Annotated in this window: 15 protein-coding genes; 4 read left to right on the forward strand and 11 right to left on the reverse strand. The window is 67.3% G+C overall.

Going from position 1 to position 14,095, the window contains the following annotated elements; all coding sequences use genetic code 11:
* Positions 1–297 precede the first annotated feature (297 nt).
* From tuf to AB0N89_RS14350, 5 genes are all read right to left on the reverse strand, one after another.
* Entirely contained in the window at positions 298–1,491 is a 1,194-nt protein-coding gene (gene tuf, locus AB0N89_RS14330) for an elongation factor Tu (protein ID WP_093938477.1), read from the reverse strand.
* 123 nt (positions 1,492–1,614) lie between these two features.
* Positions 1,615–3,714, reverse strand: coding sequence for an elongation factor G (gene fusA / locus AB0N89_RS14335; protein WP_364204419.1), 2,100 nt, complete (start codon positions 3,712–3,714; stop codon positions 1,615–1,617).
* Positions 3,715–3,777: 63 nt separating this feature from the next.
* The gene (rpsG, locus tag AB0N89_RS14340; RefSeq protein WP_005166770.1) at positions 3,778–4,248 is read right to left on the reverse strand and encodes a 30S ribosomal protein S7; all 471 of its coding nucleotides are present in this window, start codon (positions 4,246–4,248) and stop codon (positions 3,778–3,780) included.
* Positions 4,248–4,622 carry a 30S ribosomal protein S12 gene (rpsL, locus tag AB0N89_RS14345; RefSeq protein ID WP_003102113.1) on the reverse strand — a complete coding sequence of 125 codons (375 nt, stop codon included), beginning with the start codon at positions 4,620–4,622 and terminating at the stop codon, positions 4,248–4,250. The genes rpsG and rpsL overlap by 1 nt, the downstream gene beginning before the upstream one ends.
* 352 nt (positions 4,623–4,974) lie before the next feature.
* On the reverse strand, positions 4,975–5,121 hold the full coding sequence (locus AB0N89_RS14350; protein ID WP_007031032.1) for a hypothetical protein: 147 nt from the start codon (positions 5,119–5,121) through the stop codon (positions 4,975–4,977).
* A gap of 180 nt (positions 5,122–5,301) precedes the next feature.
* On the opposite strand from AB0N89_RS14350, the gene AB0N89_RS14355 reads away from it, so the two are divergent.
* The 4 genes from AB0N89_RS14355 (at position 5,302) to AB0N89_RS14370 (ending at position 8,151) form a co-directional block, all read left to right on the forward strand.
* Positions 5,302–5,868 carry a YbaB/EbfC family nucleoid-associated protein gene (locus AB0N89_RS14355; RefSeq protein ID WP_364204422.1) on the forward strand — a complete coding sequence of 189 codons (567 nt, stop codon included), beginning with the start codon at positions 5,302–5,304 and terminating at the stop codon, positions 5,866–5,868.
* A gap of 105 nt (positions 5,869–5,973) precedes the next feature.
* Positions 5,974–6,333, forward strand: coding sequence for a hypothetical protein (locus tag AB0N89_RS14360; protein ID WP_364204424.1), 360 nt, complete (start codon positions 5,974–5,976; stop codon positions 6,331–6,333).
* 15 nt (positions 6,334–6,348) lie between these two features.
* Complete coding sequence (locus tag AB0N89_RS14365; protein ID WP_364204426.1) at positions 6,349–7,536, forward strand: hypothetical protein; 1,188 nt, start codon at positions 6,349–6,351, stop codon at positions 7,534–7,536.
* Positions 7,537–7,539: 3 nt separating this feature from the next.
* A complete protein-coding gene (locus AB0N89_RS14370; RefSeq protein WP_364204428.1) occupies positions 7,540–8,151 on the forward strand; it encodes a hypothetical protein in 612 nt (203 codons plus the stop codon).
* On the opposite strand, the gene AB0N89_RS14375 is transcribed toward AB0N89_RS14370, so the two are convergent.
* The 6 genes from AB0N89_RS14375 to AB0N89_RS14400 form a co-directional block, all read right to left on the reverse strand.
* Positions 8,138–8,650: a GNAT family N-acetyltransferase gene (locus tag AB0N89_RS14375; protein ID WP_364204430.1), complete on the reverse strand. Its 513-nt coding sequence runs from the start codon at positions 8,648–8,650 to the stop codon at positions 8,138–8,140. The two genes, AB0N89_RS14370 and AB0N89_RS14375, sit on opposite strands and share 14 nt — an antisense overlap.
* 78 nt (positions 8,651–8,728) lie before the next feature.
* Positions 8,729–9,220: an MmpS family transport accessory protein gene (locus AB0N89_RS14380; protein ID WP_364204432.1), complete on the reverse strand. Its 492-nt coding sequence runs from the start codon at positions 9,218–9,220 to the stop codon at positions 8,729–8,731.
* A 75-nt stretch (positions 9,221–9,295) separates the two neighbouring features.
* Positions 9,296–9,529: a hypothetical protein gene (locus AB0N89_RS14385; protein WP_364204434.1), complete on the reverse strand. Its 234-nt coding sequence runs from the start codon at positions 9,527–9,529 to the stop codon at positions 9,296–9,298.
* Positions 9,530–9,555: 26 nt separating this feature from the next.
* A complete protein-coding gene (locus AB0N89_RS14390) occupies positions 9,556–9,786 on the reverse strand; it encodes a hypothetical protein (protein ID WP_364204436.1) in 231 nt (76 codons plus the stop codon).
* Between the two features lie 62 nt (positions 9,787–9,848).
* The gene (locus AB0N89_RS14395) at positions 9,849–11,600 is read right to left on the reverse strand and encodes a hypothetical protein (protein WP_364204438.1); all 1,752 of its coding nucleotides are present in this window, start codon (positions 11,598–11,600) and stop codon (positions 9,849–9,851) included.
* Positions 11,601–11,681: 81 nt separating this feature from the next.
* Positions 11,682–13,481, reverse strand: coding sequence for a hypothetical protein (locus tag AB0N89_RS14400; protein WP_364204587.1), 1,800 nt, complete (start codon positions 13,479–13,481; stop codon positions 11,682–11,684).
* Positions 13,482–14,095 lie beyond the last annotated feature (614 nt).

Here is a 14,095-nt window from a genome sequence, read left to right on the forward strand (position 1 = left end):
TCGGGCCCGACGCACAGACGGATCCCGCGGGATCTTCGTCTTGCCTGGTCTTCCTCAACGTGAGGAGGCATCGAGCCGGCGGAAATGCTTGGTCGCCGTCTCAAATGCCCTTGCCCGCTAGCCTCACCCGAAGGAAGTGCTCCGCGGACCGTGGCCGCTCATACCAGGGCGGCCGGAACCCGATTTCCGAAGAAGTACGGGTTCGGCCGCCCCAGGACGAGCAACCTGAATAGTGTCGCACACGTGATTTGACGCCCCTAACCCGGGGGTGTATTGCCCCCGGGCGGGGCGTCTAAATCACTTGTTGATCTTGGTGACCTGGCCGGCGCCGACGGTCCGTCCACCCTCACGGATGGCGAAACGCAGGCCCTCGTCCATGGCGACCGGCTGGATCAGCACGACGCTGATGTCCGTGTTGTCGCCCGGCATGACCATCTCGACACCCTCCTTGAGGGTGACGACGCCGGTCACGTCCGTGGTACGGAAGTAGAACTGCGGGCGGTAGTTGTTGAAGAACGGGGTGTGACGGCCACCCTCGTCCTTCGACAGGATGTAGACCGAGCCCTCGAACTCCGTGTGCGGGGTGGTGGTGCCCGGCTTCACGACGACCTGGCCGCGCTCGACGTCCTCGCGCTTGATGCCGCGGACCAGCAGACCGACGTTGTCGCCGGCCTCACCCTGGTCGAGCAGCTTGCGGAACATCTCGACACCGGTGACGGTGGTCTTGGTCGACTTCTCCTTGATGCCGACGATCTCGACCTCTTCGTTCACGTTGACGCGGCCACGCTCGATACGGCCGGTCACGACCGTGCCACGGCCGGTGATCGTGAAGACGTCTTCGATCGGCATCAGGAACGGCTTGTCGAGCTCACGCACCGGGTCCGGCACGTTCTCGTCGACGGCCGCCATCAGCTCGAGAACGCTCTCGCCCCACTTGGCGTCGCCCTCGAGGGCCTTCAGGCCGGAGACCTTGATGACCGGAGCGTCGTCACCCGGGAAGTCCTGGGAGGACAGCAGCTCGCGGACCTCGAGCTCGACGAGCTCCAGGATCTCTTCGTCGTCGACCATGTCGGCCTTGTTCAGCGCGACCACGATGTAGGGCACGCCGACCTGCTTCGCGAGCAGCACGTGCTCACGGGTCTGCGGCATCGGGCCGTCGGTCGCCGCGACCACGAGGATCGCGCCGTCCATCTGCGCCGCACCGGTGATCATGTTCTTGATGTAGTCCGCGTGACCGGGGGCGTCCACGTGAGCGTAGTGACGCTTCTCGGTCTGGTACTCGACGTGCGAGATGTTGATCGTGATGCCGCGCTGCTTCTCTTCCGGCGCGTTGTCGATCTGGTCGAACGCCGAAGCGGTGTTCAGCTCGGGGTACTTGTCGTGCAGAACCTTGGTGATCGCCGCGGTCAGAGTGGTCTTACCGTGGTCGACGTGACCGATGGTCCCGATGTTGACGTGCGGCTTGGTCCGCTCGAATTTCGCCTTCGCCACTGGAATGTCCTCCTGGACTGTTTTGCTTACTCACCGGCCAACGTGGCTGTCGGACGGAGATTCGTTTCTTACGGATACCGCGGACGTTCAGGAGCGTTCCTTATGCCCGCGAGCGGACGGGAACTACTCCCCCGTCGCCTTCGCGATGATTTCCTTCGCGACGTTCGCGGGAACCTCGGCGTAGGAGTCGAACACCATGGAGTAGTTGGCACGTCCCTGCGTACGCGAACGCAGGTCGCCGACGTAACCGAACATCTCCGACAGCGGGACCAGTGCCTTGACGACACGGGTACCAGCGCGCTCCTCCATGGCCTGGATCTGGCCACGGCGGGAGTTGAGGTCGCCGATCACATCGCCCATGTAGTCCTCGGGCGTGGTGACCTCGACGGCCATCAGCGGCTCGAGGATGACCGGACCGGCCTTCTTCGCGGCTTCCTTCATCGCCATGGAACCGGCGATCTTGAAGGCCATTTCCGAAGAGTCGACCTCGTGGTACGCGCCGTCCAACAAGGTGAACTTCAACCCGACGAGCGGGTAGCCGGCCAGCACGCCGTACTGCATGGCGTCCTGCGCGCCCGCGTCGACCGACGGGATGTACTCCCGCGGCACGCGGCCACCGGTGACCTTGTTGTCGAACTCGTAGAGGGCACCGTCGGTGGACTCGAGCGGCTCGAGCTTGACGATGACCTTCGCGAACTGACCGGAACCACCGGTCTGCTTCTTGTGCACGTAGTCGAGCTTCTCGACCGTCTTGCGCACCGTCTCGCGGTAGGCGACCTGCGGCTTACCGATGTTCGCCTCGACCTTGTAGTCGGACTTCATGCGGTTGACCAGCACCTCGAGGTGCAGCTCGCCCATGCCCGCGATGATCGTCTGGCCGGTGTCCTCGTCCAGGTTGACCTGGAACGTCGGGTCCTCTTCGGCCAGCTTCTGGATCGCCAGGGACAGCTTCTCCTGGTCGGCCTTGGTCTTCGGCTCGATCGCGACGCGGATGACCGGCGCCGGGAACGTCATCGACTCGAGGACGACCGGGTTCTGCGGGTCGGCGAGGGTGTCACCGGTGGTGGTGTCCTTCAGGCCGATGACCGCGTAGATGTGGCCGGCCTGGGCCTCGTCGACCGGGTTCTCCTTGTTGGAGTGCATCTGGAAGAGCTTCCCGATGCGCTCCTTGCGCTCCTTGGTGGCGTTGATCAGCTGCGCGCCGGAGGCGACCTTGCCCGAGTACACCCGGATGTAGGTCAGCTTGCCGAAGAACGGGTGCGCGGCGATCTTGAACGCCAGGGCGGAGAACGGCTCGTCGACGGACGGCTTCCGGGAGACCGGGGTCTCGCCGTCGGGCAGCGTGCCCTCGACGGCCGGGACGTCCAGCGGCGACGGAAGGTAGTCGATGACCGCGTCGAGCATGGGCTGGACGCCCTTGTTCTTGAACGCGGAACCGGTGAGCACCGGGTACGCCTCGCGGCTCACGGTGAGCTTCCGGATACCGGCCTTCAGCTCGGCCTCGGTCAGCTCTTCGCCCTCGAGGAACTTCTCCATCAGGGAGTCGTCGGTCTCGGCGATGGCCTCGACCAGCTTCTCCCGGTACTCGGCCGCCTTGTCGGCGAGCTCGGCCGGGATCTCCTCAACGGCGTAGTCCTCGCCCTTCTGGACCTCGCCGCGCCAGGTCAGCGCCTTCATGCGGACCAGGTCGATGACGCCTTCGAACTCGTTCTCGGCGCCGATCGGCAGCTGGATGACCAGCGGGCGGGCGCCGAGGCGCTCCTCGATGGTGCGGACGGTGAAGTAGAAGTCCGCGCCGAGCTTGTCCATCTTGTTGACGAAGCAGATACGAGGAACCTCGTACTTGTCCGCCTGACGCCAGACCTGCTCGGACTGCGGCTCGACACCTTCCTTGCCGTCGAAGACGGCGACGGCACCATCGAGCACGCGGAGCGAACGCTCCACCTCGACGGTGAAGTCGACGTGGCCCGGAGTGTCGATGATGTTGATCTGGTGGTCGGCCCAGAACGTGGTGGTGGCAGCCGAGGTGATGGTGATACCCCGCTTCTGCTCCTCCTCCATCCAGTCCATGGTGGCGGCGCCATCGTGGACTTCACCGATCTTGTAGTTGACCCCGGTGTAGAACAGGATCCGCTCGGTGGTGGTGGTCTTACCGGCGTCGATGTGGGCCATGATGCCGATGTTGCGGACCTGGTTCAGGTCGGTCAGCACTTCACGTGCCACGAGAGTGTTCCCCTGTCTCAAAATTGGGGCCCGGCAAGGCTTTGATCGGCAGCCGGGCGGTCATCACCAGCGGTAGTGCGCGAAGGCCTTGTTGGACTCGGCCATCTTGTGCGTGTCCTCGCGCCGCTTCACGCTGGCGCCGAGGCCGTTGCTCGCGTCGAGGAGCTCGTTCTGCAGACGCTCGATCATGGTCTTCTCGCGGCGGGCCGCGGAGAAGGAGACGAGCCAGCGCAGCGCGAGGGTGGTGGAGCGGCCCGGCTTGACCTCGATCGGCACCTGGTAGGTGGCACCACCGACGCGGCGGCTCTTCACCTCGATGGTGGGCTTCACGTTGTCGAGGGCGCGCTTCAGCGTGACGACCGGGTCGGTGCCGGTCTTCTCGCGAGCGCCTTCGAGGGCGCCGTAGACGATGCGCTCGGCCAGGGACCGCTTGCCGTCCTTCAGCACCTTGTTCACCAGCTGGGTGACCAGCGGGGATGCGTAGACGGGGTCAGAGATCAGCGGCCGCTTCGGGGCCGGACCCTTGCGGGGCATTAGCTCTTCTCCTTCTTCGCGCCGTACCGGCTGCGCGCCTGCTTACGGTTCTTGACACCCTGGGTGTCGAGCGAACCGCGGATGATCTTGTAGCGGACACCCGGCAGGTCCTTCACACGACCACCGCGCACGAGCACCATCGAGTGCTCCTGCAGGTTGTGGCCTTCACCGGGAATGTAGGCGGTGACCTCGATGCCGCTGGTCAGCTTCACACGAGCGACCTTGCGAAGCGCCGAGTTCGGCTTCTTGGGGGTTGTGGTGTACACGCGAGTGCACACGCCACGCCGCTGCGGGCTCCCCTTGAGGGCCGCGGTCTTCTGCTTGGCAGCCTTGTCCTGGCGGCCCTTACGGACCAGCTGCTGGATCGTGGGCAATGGACCAGCTTTCTGTTCGCGATCTTGCTACTACGTGTTGTCTCCGGCCCCCGCGGTCGGGCGTGTCGGCCCGCGTCACGGTCTGGCGACCGGTAACTTCCCGTAGGGATTTTCCGTCGGATCCCGCGTGGGCGAAGCCGGTGGACCGGATGCCTGAGCACCCCGTCCATGCCGTACGGCACACGGGACGGCCCGACGCCTGCCGGGCACGGTCTCCAAAGATACCCGGCGCCTTCCGGGCCGACCAAGTCGGGGGGTCGATAACTATATCGTGCCGGGCGTCACGCCGCGGCCACCCTGATGGAACGGCGTTTCGGGCCGTTTCATTCCGTGCCCCGCCACCGCCCGGCCCTCACTCCTCGTCGGGCTTGGCGTGGTCCGCCCGGCCGGGGTGCGGGTCCCGGCTGAGGTCGATCAACGGGTGAACGGGCGCCCCCTCCGGCGCCGCGTGGCTCCCCCGCCTGGGTTCTTCGGTGCTTTCCTGCTGCTCGGCGTCCACGACGCCCTCCCCTCTTCGTACTGATACCGCCCTGCTCGGCCGACCACGCTACCTATTCCCCTGACGGGTGAGCCGGATGGATCCGAAAAGCACCCCGTCGCGTCGAACCGGTGAATGAGTCACGATGAGACTGGTCACAGCGTTGCTCCAGATGACGCGCCGCAAGCACGGGGAGGCTCCATGTCGGCCGAGTTCGAACAACTGGTCGCGGAATTCGAGAAGTTCCAGTCCAGCATCAAGAACGTCGACGATCGGTTCGCGAACATCGGCGGCATGCAGGACGAGCTGAGCAGGCTCGAAGCGACGGCGTCCTCTCCGGACCGTTCGGTGACCGTGGTGGCGGGGCCGGGCGGCGCGATCATGGACGTCAAGTTCACCGAAGACGCCCTTCGCCAGCGTCCGGAGGCACTTTCGGCGGCCCTGATGTCGACCATCCAGCAGGCCGTGGCGGAATCGGCGCGCAAGCAGGCGACCATCGTCGAGGAGCACATGGGCGACGACCTCAACCTGGTCGACCAGGTGCTGGAGACCCAGGCCGAACTCTTCGGGACCACGGTCGAGGACCTGAAGGCGCGGATGGACGAGGCTCCGCCCGCGGAAGCACGGGCGGAGCAGCCCGACGACTATTCCGAGCGCTCCGTCCTCAAGTCCGCGGACGAACCGCAGCAAGCGCGGCCCCCGGCGTCGAGCGGTGGATCCGACGGCGATCGCTTCCTCAAGAACCTGTTCGACGAAGACGACCGCTGACACCCGGCACAGATCGCGTTTAGCGGGCTAAACGCGACGCGGGCGGGAACCGGAGACGGCGTCACGGAGTCCAAGGCGCCGATCACGACGAAGGAGGAGTGACCGATGGGCGGCGGACACAAGGTGGTGATCGAGGCGCTGCGCACCTACTCGGGCAAGCTCGGGCAGGACGTGCAGATCCCGACCGAGGTCGGACGGCTGGTGCAGCAGTCCGACGTCGGCGACGAATCCTGGGGGGTGGTCGGTCTGTTCGTGAAGAACGAGTACACGGAAATGCTCACCGACCTGCAGGATCTGGTGATCGAGATGGGGTCGGGCCTGACCGCGGCCGCGGAGAAGCTCGGCAACGCCGCGACCGCCTACGAGCAGAACGAAGACGACAACGTCAAGGCGCTCAACGAAATCCTCAAGCTGCTGGATCAGCCCGCACAGTCGAGGACACCGCAGATGGGCCCGGCCAAGTAGCGAGGGGGACTGATCGTGGCCGATCAGAAGATCACCGGCGAGCACACCAAGATCGAGATCAACGACTACAACCCGGACACCTTCCGCACGGACAAGGTGCTAACGTCGCTGCCCGGGCCGATCGGCAGTGGCTTCAGCACCTTCGACACGGTCAAGAAGGCGACCGCGGACGGGTTCCAGGCGAGCGACATCGGGACCATCGCGGCCAGCGGCGCCGGGTTCGTCAGCTCGTGCATGGGCGTGGCGGACATCGCCAGTGACCCGATCGGCTGGCTGGTGGGCCAGGGACTCAGCTTCCTGATGAACGTGTGCCAGCCGATCCAGGACGCCATCCACATGGTGAGCGGGGACGGCCCGGCGCTGTCGAACGCGGCGGGCAACTTCAACAACATCGGCGTCTATCTGCAGAACTACAGCAAGAAGTTCGTCGAGGACGCGAAGTCGTCACTGTCCCAGTGGGACGGTGACGCGGCGAACAAGGCCGGCGAGAAGCTGGCGAAGTTCGGGCAGGGCATCGACGGGATCGCCGCGCAGGCGGGCGACATCGCCCAGCTGCTGCAGATCTCCAGCATGGTCATGACGGTGATCGAGGAGTTCATCAAGGCGATCCTCACCGAGTTCATCACCTGGCTGGTCATGATCTGGATCCCGGCGCTGGCCGCGGCCGTCCCGACCTGTGGCGGCTCGACGGCGACGGCGGGCGGGCTGACCGCCACCCGCGCGGTCTCCACGACGTCGAAGGTGCAGAAGTTCCTGAACAAGCTCCGCCAGCTGCTCGACAAGATCAAGCAGTTCCTGGGCAAGCTCAAGGAGTTCTTCGGCAAGTGGAAGGGCAACTACAAGGATCTGATGGCCAGCAACAAGGCCACCGGCCAGCTGGCCGCCGGGCCGGGCGCGTCCGCGTGGGGCAAGTTCGCCTCGAAGGACGGCGCCATGGGCGGCAGGCTCGCGGACGGTTTCGGCGAGCGGATGACGTCGGCCACGAAGAAGGCCGCGTTGAACACCGTCGGGCTCGGCAAGGCCACGAACGCGGACGGCAGCTGGAAGACACCCGAGACGGCCAAGGAAAAGGGCGACGTCGCGGCGGGTGTCACCGGGAAGGTCGGCACGTACACCTCGGGCGGGATCAAGGCGGGCCAGTACGGTTCCGTGGGTGACGACGAGCAGACGACCGAGGAAACCTCCGACAACCTGGACTTCTGAGCCGTGACCGCGTGGATCATCGCCATCGTCGCGGTGGCGTTGCCGGTCTTGCTCGCCGCCTGGTGGATTTTCGCCGGGGCGGCGAAGAAACGCGGATTGGCCGCGCTGGCCCGGGAACGAGGCTGGGACTTCTTCAGCGGCGCCCAGCTCGGGCAGGGCGCCTCGGGCGGGCGGCACGAACAACCCGTCCGGGGCCGGGAACCCGCCCCGCTGCGGCGCGTCGGCGAGTCGATCGACCAGGCGGTGGTGGGCACGCACCGGGGGAAGCCCTTCGGTGTCTACCGCTACCACCTGCCGGGCGCCGGGTTCCGTCCGGACGGCACGCGCGAGACCGGTTCGCTGCGGACGGTCGTGCACGTCGAGGTGGGCGCGGCCATGCCGGATTGCACGCTCTTGATCAGCGGATCCGAAGTGGACTGCTCGGCTCCCGGGTTCGTCCTGCGGTCCGAGGTCCGGGACTGGCTGACGGCGAACGCGGGCCGGTGCCGCGAGTTCCACACGTCCGGCCGGACGGTGGCTGTCGCGCCGAAGTCCTTGCCGAGCGGGAAGCAGCTCCTGCGCACTTTGGACTACCTGGCCGATGTCGCGGACCGGGTCCCGCTCAATCGCGTTTAGCGGGCTGAACGCGATCCGGGAGTTCCAGGGACTTCGCGAAGTAGTGGTGGGCGAAGGGGTCGTCGTTGAAGGGCTCGACCGTCTCGTAGCCGAGACGCGCGTACAGGGCCCTGGCCTCGACGAGGTCGTCACGGGTGTCGAGGCGGATCAGCGTGGCCCCGAGGCCGCGGGCGACGTCCTCGGCGGCGGCCACGAGCAGCGCCGCGCCGCCCTTGCCGCGCTCTTCCCGCCGGAGGAAGACGCGGGTGAGTTCGGTGATGTAGGGGGCGGCGACCCGCAGTCCGGCACAGCCGGCGAGCACCCCGTCGCGCCATGCGAGGAGGAAGGCGCCGGTCGGCGGGGTCAGGTCGCGGCTGTGGTTCTTCTCGAGCAGAGCGTCGAGCTCCTCGTCGGTGACCTGGCGCTCGTAGAAGCGGGACGCGATCTCGTCGAGGTACTCCCGCAGCAGCTGGGCGGCGTCCGGGTGATCGACGGGGGTGACTTCGAAGCTCCAGGTCATGATCCCATTCTGCCCACCCCGGCCACCGGTTTTCCCGACCGCCGGATCGCGATTAGGGGGCGAAAGTCGAGTCCTGGGTCAGGAGGGGGCCAGGCGGCCGGCGCAGGTCGCGACCTCGCCGGGGGCGGACTTCTGGGACGTGACGACGGCGCCGCCCACGGCCACCCGGCATTCGACGGCGCCCTCGCCCTGCCCCATCACCTGGACGGTCGGCGGGGTGCCGGTGTTCTTCCACGTGAGCTCCTTGCGCCACGGCAGCGCCACCTGCAGCTCCTGGTGCACGAGCCCCAGCCCGTTCGAGTCGTAGACCACGGTCGCGGTCCCCGTCCCGGCGAGCTCGTAGGCGATCCGCCAGTCGTTCGACACCGGCTGCGGCTGCGCCTGGCTCAGCGTCCGCGTGATCGTGCGGTCGGGCCCACGCGACGGCGCGGCCTCGGTCGGCTCGCCGACGACGGCCACACCCTCCGCCTGCGGCTCCTCGCCGCCGTTGAGCAGCACCACACAGGTCGCGAGCGCGGCCACCACGATCCCCGCGATGGCGATGCGCCCGATCAGTTGTCTGCCGGCCATCGGTTCTCCTCTCAGGAAGCGCCGGAAGCGGCGGCGCGGCCCCGGGACCAAGCCGGTGCCGCGCCGCCAGGGGGATCAGGACGGCAGCAGCTTGCCGGGGACGCCGTTGAGCGACTGGATCAGACCCAGCACCGGGACGCCGAGCGGCGCGAACGTCCAGATGTTGGTGAGGTCGCTCGTGTCGGGTTCGTCGACGACCACGACATCGTTCGGGGCGTCCTGCGCGGCGAGCGCCGGAGCGGCCGAACCGAGCACGACGAGACCGGCGAGCGCCGCGCCGGTGACCGCGCGGACGAGACTCTTCTTCATGAGATTCTCCTTTGCTGGTAACGGTTTTACGAAATCGGCGTGATGATCCCGTAGATCGGGGCGAGCAGGTCGGTGGGCACGGGGACGGTCGGACCGAGCAGGCTGCCGAGGTCCACGCCCGGGATCAGCCAGACCGCGGGGCCGCCGCCGGTGGGCGGACCCGGCAGCGGGTCGGCCGAGGCGACGCCGCCGGCGAGTCCGGACAGCGCGCCCGCGACGGCGAGCGGCAGCAGCACACGGGCCGCGATTCGCTTCATCTTTTCTCCCTTTTCTTTCGGTGAACTGGAGCCTTACCGCTGCTGGAATCGAGCGGAATCCTTCACCGCAGTACCGAGCTGATCGGCACGATCGTGCCGTCGGGGATCCACTGCCCCGCGTAGTTCCGGTCGGCGATCATCCCGACGGCGTGCGGTTCGCCCGGGTACATCGGCATGGCGTTGACCTGGGCCGCCGCGAAGATCTGGACGTCCCCGTTCAGCGGGGCTCCCAGCCAGTTCCGAAATCCGCCGAGCGTGGGGCTTTCGCCGCCGAAGGCGTTGCCCGCGGCGACGGCGAAACTCACCGCGACCTGCTCGCGCGGGTCGAACCTCAGCGGCACCGAGGAACTGGCGACGGAGTTGACGATCGGGCCGTTGAGCAGCCAGGGCGCCAGGTACAGGCCGTATTGGTGGGTCGGTTTGAGCCGCTGGGACTCGGCGGCGCGGGTCATCGCCGTGTAGCCGCCCGCCCAACCGGACACGACGACCAGGGCGGTGTTCGGGCCTGCCTCGGCCCGCACCGGCAGCCCGGAGCGCGCGGCGGTCTCCCGGACCAGCTTCGCGGCGGCGACACCGCGCGGCGAGTCGTCCTCGACGAGGGTCAGCGCGGAAGGCTTGCGCCCGGCGAGGAACTCGACGAGTTTGACGAGAGAACCGCTGTCCTCACCCGAAAGCGCGTCCGAGGGGCAGGAGGTGAGGACGTCGCGGCGATCGGCGATCAGGCCGCCCAGCGCGGCCGAAGCGCACTCGGGCGCGTCCGTGTCCGCGATGGCGTGCCCCTGCTCCTCACCCGCGTCGACCTCGATCGTCGTCTTCTCCTCACCGCGGCTGACGATCAGATCGCTGCGGCCCTTCGGGAGGTCGACCTCGGCCCAGGTGCCTTCGGCCCCGGGGCGCACGATGGCCTTGCCGATCAGGCCGCCTTCGATCCCCGCGGAAAGTTCGTCGCCCGCGCTCGCGGGGAAGTGGACGAGGTTCTTGCCTGGTCGCTGCGGGCTCACCAGCACCGGGAACCGCTGGTCACCGACGGAGGCGTCGGCGAGCAGGGCGACGCCGGGAATCGGCGGCTCGGGTGGTTCGGGGATGGCCGCGAGGGCACTCCAGGCGACGAACCCGACGGTCACGGCGGCCGCGCCGAACCGGTAAGCACGCGTGGAATCCTTGCCGGAGAAGGAGAACCCGGCGACCACGGTGGCGACGACCGGCAGCAAGGCGATCACCAGCAACGTGACGCCGAAGAGCGTGCCGTAGATCCGGCGGTCGAAACCGAGGCCGGAAGAGAACAGCTGGACAGCGCCCGCGACGACGAGAAGTCCGCCCAGTGTCAGGGAAAGCGGGCCGAGCCGGAAGTTCGTCTGGCGCCACTGTCCGGCGGGAACCCAGACGGAGAGAACGGTGACGCCGAACCACACGGCCGCGGCCGCGACGTAGACGGTGTCGATGGCGAACTCGACGCCCGTCCGCCCGAGCGAGGTTTCGAGCACCACGAGAGCGGCGAGCGCGAGGGACGCCCAGCGACCGGCGGACGGCCGTCGGATCAGGACGGGAACGGCCAGCGCGAGCACGAGATGCACGATCAGCGCGATGACGTTGACGTCGGTCGCGAAGGCGGAAACCGCGGCGAGCGCGGCCGAAACCCCGCCGAGAGCGGCGATGGTGAAGCGCAGACGCCCAGGCAGTTCGCCTACCAGCGGGCGAAGGATTCCCGTGCCGGCGAGGAAAGCGGTCGCCAGCAGAAGTCCGAGCCGAAGCAGGACCAGGGCGATGTCGGCTCCGGCCGAACCCGAGCTCGCCGGTATGACGTGGTGATCCATGAGGACCTTCTCCGGGTAGGTCGGCGGGACCGTGGGTGGCGGAGTGCGCCCACCACCCACGGCCTTCCGCGCCGAGCAGGATTACTTGAGATCCGCGTCAGCCACGACGAACAGTTCGGAGTGCGGCTTGGCGTTGCCGAAGGACCCGTGCGGCCAGGTCTTCCGGTTGAAGTTGATCCCGACCTGTCCGGTGAACTCGTCCCGGAAGTTCTGGTCGACCGCGATCTTCCCGTCCTCGCCCAGGTTCAGCAGGTTGACCTTGTGGTCACCGTCCAAACCGGACCGTGCGACGAAGTAGTTCGACACCGCGAGGTGCTGCGGCTTGTCGGTTTCGCGGTAGTAGCCGTCGGAACCGAGCACGAAGTTGTCGTACGCGCCCCAGTGCGGGCCACCGCCCGGGGTGCCCGGGTTGATCGGCGCCGCGCCGACGACGGTCGGCAGGTCGCCGCCACCGCCCTGCTGGGACTTCTCCTTCGTGTCGATCCGGCCCTGGATGTCCTCGACCTTGTCGCCCGCGGCGAGCAGCTTCTGGATGTCGAGGATGTACACGCCACCGGTCGTGCCGGGGTCGTCCGGGCCGAGCGCGCCCTTGGACCGTCCGGTGATCGCGCGGTAGAGGTACTTGTCGTCGGGGCTGGTCTGGATCCAGCCGCCGTTCGAACCGCCACCGTTGGAGTCGTTGTTCGGGTGGATCGCCTTGTTCGCGGCGCCGTCGTCGAACACCTGGATCCAGTGCGGCTCCTTCGCGGTGATGTCCGGCGTGTAGAACACCGCGCCGCCCTGCATGGTCTGGGCGAACGCCCCCTTGTGACCCGGCAGGTTGGTCACCGTGGTCTCCATGACCGCGCGGCTCTCGGCGTGCAGCGGATCCGCGGGATCGGCGCGCGGGCCGTCCGGCAGGTACGAGACCGTCTTGAGCTTCGGCTTGTTGCGGTCGGAGATGTCCCACGTGCGGACGGTCGGCCGTCGCAGGTACGGCGACGGCTGCTTCACCGGGTCGAGGATGATGTTGCGCGGCTCGGCGTAGTCACTGGTGACCAGGGTGTCGAGGTCCTCGCGCGCCTGGATGCCGTGCGGGTTGGCGCAGGTCGGCTTGTCCAGTTGCGGGAGGTTGTCGCACAGCTTCTTGTTGTCGCCCTGCGGTGTGGCCGCCGGGGACTCGGACAGCACCTGTGCGTTCTGGTCGAAGCGGACGACCTCGCCGGGGCTGCCGGCGAAACCGTTGCCCACCACGGTCGAACCGTTGGCGTAGGTGTGCGGGCCGGGCACGACCGGGCCGCCCATGTACGTGCCGTACGCGGTGCCGTCCTTGAGCACCCAGTACGCGTCCGGCACGGAACCGCCGAGGGTCTGGGTCGGCAGGCTGACGCCCTTGAGTTTCAGTTGCGGCAACGCGGAGACGTCGAAGGCGTACGTCGCGGCGGCGAACAGCGCGCCGGCGTAGATCGTGTCGCCCTTGTGCCACACGTACTGCATGTGGTGCGGCTCGTTCTCGACGAGCGGCCCGACGGTGGCGGTGTTGACGACCTTGCCGTAGGTCGGCGAACCCTGCGTCGCGTCGATCACGGCGAGGAAGTCCGGACCGGGCAACGCGTTCTTGATCTTGTTGAGGCCGCCGCCGAGCGAACCCGGCAGGTTCTTGACGTCCTTGACCAGGGTGTCGGCGATGTTCTCGTCACCGGCCCAGACCAGCAGCCACTTCTTGCGCTTGCCGTCGGCGCTCCGGGACGCCGCGACGTCCTTGGACACCAGGTGGTTCTGGACCCAGTACTCCTTGCCGTCGGCCGCCTTCTTCGCGTCCTTGACGACCTGGACGTCGGCGTAGGCGCTCGTCGCGGAACCGGTATAGGTCACCGTGCCCACGGCGAGCGCCACCGCCATGGCGCCTATCGCCACTTTTCGCCACTTGGGCGAGTTGGATAGCATTCTTTCTCCCTGTTTTCGCTACCGAAGCGCCAGACAATCGGCACACCTCTCCCCCGATTCGCGCAGGCGTCACCACGCGAATGAAAGGGAAAGCAATCAACCGCCGGTTCACACAGGAAACCGTTGCGGCACAGCAGAAAGTGTCAGCGCACGAGGAACCGGCGCGTCCGTTGCGAACACGCGAATTCAGTCACGTCGCGACGAGCCCGGAAAAGGTCAGAAATCCATACACAGCGCGCTTGCCTGCTGCCGCAAGTCAACGTGCCGGCGCCACACCAAGGCGACTGGGGATTGCATGGGCGAAATACTCGTGTGAAGCCGCCGGAGTGTCAATCTCGTGATCAAAGAATGGGACATGCCACGGCCGGGTGAATTTCCCACGATGCGGATGGGCCATTGAGCCGAACGAGTGGCGGTTTTCCGAGTACTGGGAATTAGGCCACCTGGCGGCACTACGGCACGTCACAACGGCCCAGTAACCCCCGCTCGACGTTCGCGGCGACGTTATGATTTCGTTACTCAATCCCGGGAACTCCGGCGCCGACCTGGGGCCGACCCCGGCCGGATCG

The sequence above is a fragment of the Amycolatopsis sp. NPDC089917 genome (assembly GCF_040684635.1).
GTDB lineage: Bacteria > Actinomycetota > Actinomycetes > Mycobacteriales > Pseudonocardiaceae > Amycolatopsis.

Bases quoted from the DNA above. Each gene is read 5' to 3' on its own strand.
- rpsG (WP_005166770.1), bottom strand. From the start codon at position 4,248: ATGCCCCGCAAGGGTCCGGCCCCGAAGCGGCCGCTGATCTCTGACCCC.
- AB0N89_RS14355 (WP_364204422.1), top strand. From the start codon at position 5,302: ATGTCGGCCGAGTTCGAACAACTGGTCGCGGAATTCGAGAAGTTCCAG.
- AB0N89_RS14360 (WP_364204424.1), top strand. From the start codon at position 5,974: ATGGGCGGCGGACACAAGGTGGTGATCGAGGCGCTGCGCACCTACTCG.
- AB0N89_RS14375 (WP_364204430.1), bottom strand. From the start codon at position 8,650: ATGACCTGGAGCTTCGAAGTCACCCCCGTCGATCACCCGGACGCCGCC.
- AB0N89_RS14380 (WP_364204432.1), bottom strand. From the start codon at position 9,220: ATGGCCGGCAGACAACTGATCGGGCGCATCGCCATCGCGGGGATCGTG.
- AB0N89_RS14385 (WP_364204434.1), bottom strand. From the start codon at position 9,529: ATGAAGAAGAGTCTCGTCCGCGCGGTCACCGGCGCGGCGCTCGCCGGT.
- AB0N89_RS14390 (WP_364204436.1), bottom strand. From the start codon at position 9,786: ATGAAGCGAATCGCGGCCCGTGTGCTGCTGCCGCTCGCCGTCGCGGGC.
- AB0N89_RS14395 (WP_364204438.1), bottom strand. From the start codon at position 11,600: ATGGATCACCACGTCATACCGGCGAGCTCGGGTTCGGCCGGAGCCGAC.
- AB0N89_RS14400 (WP_364204587.1), bottom strand. From the start codon at position 13,481: ATGGCGGTGGCGCTCGCCGTGGGCACGGTGACCTATACCGGTTCCGCG.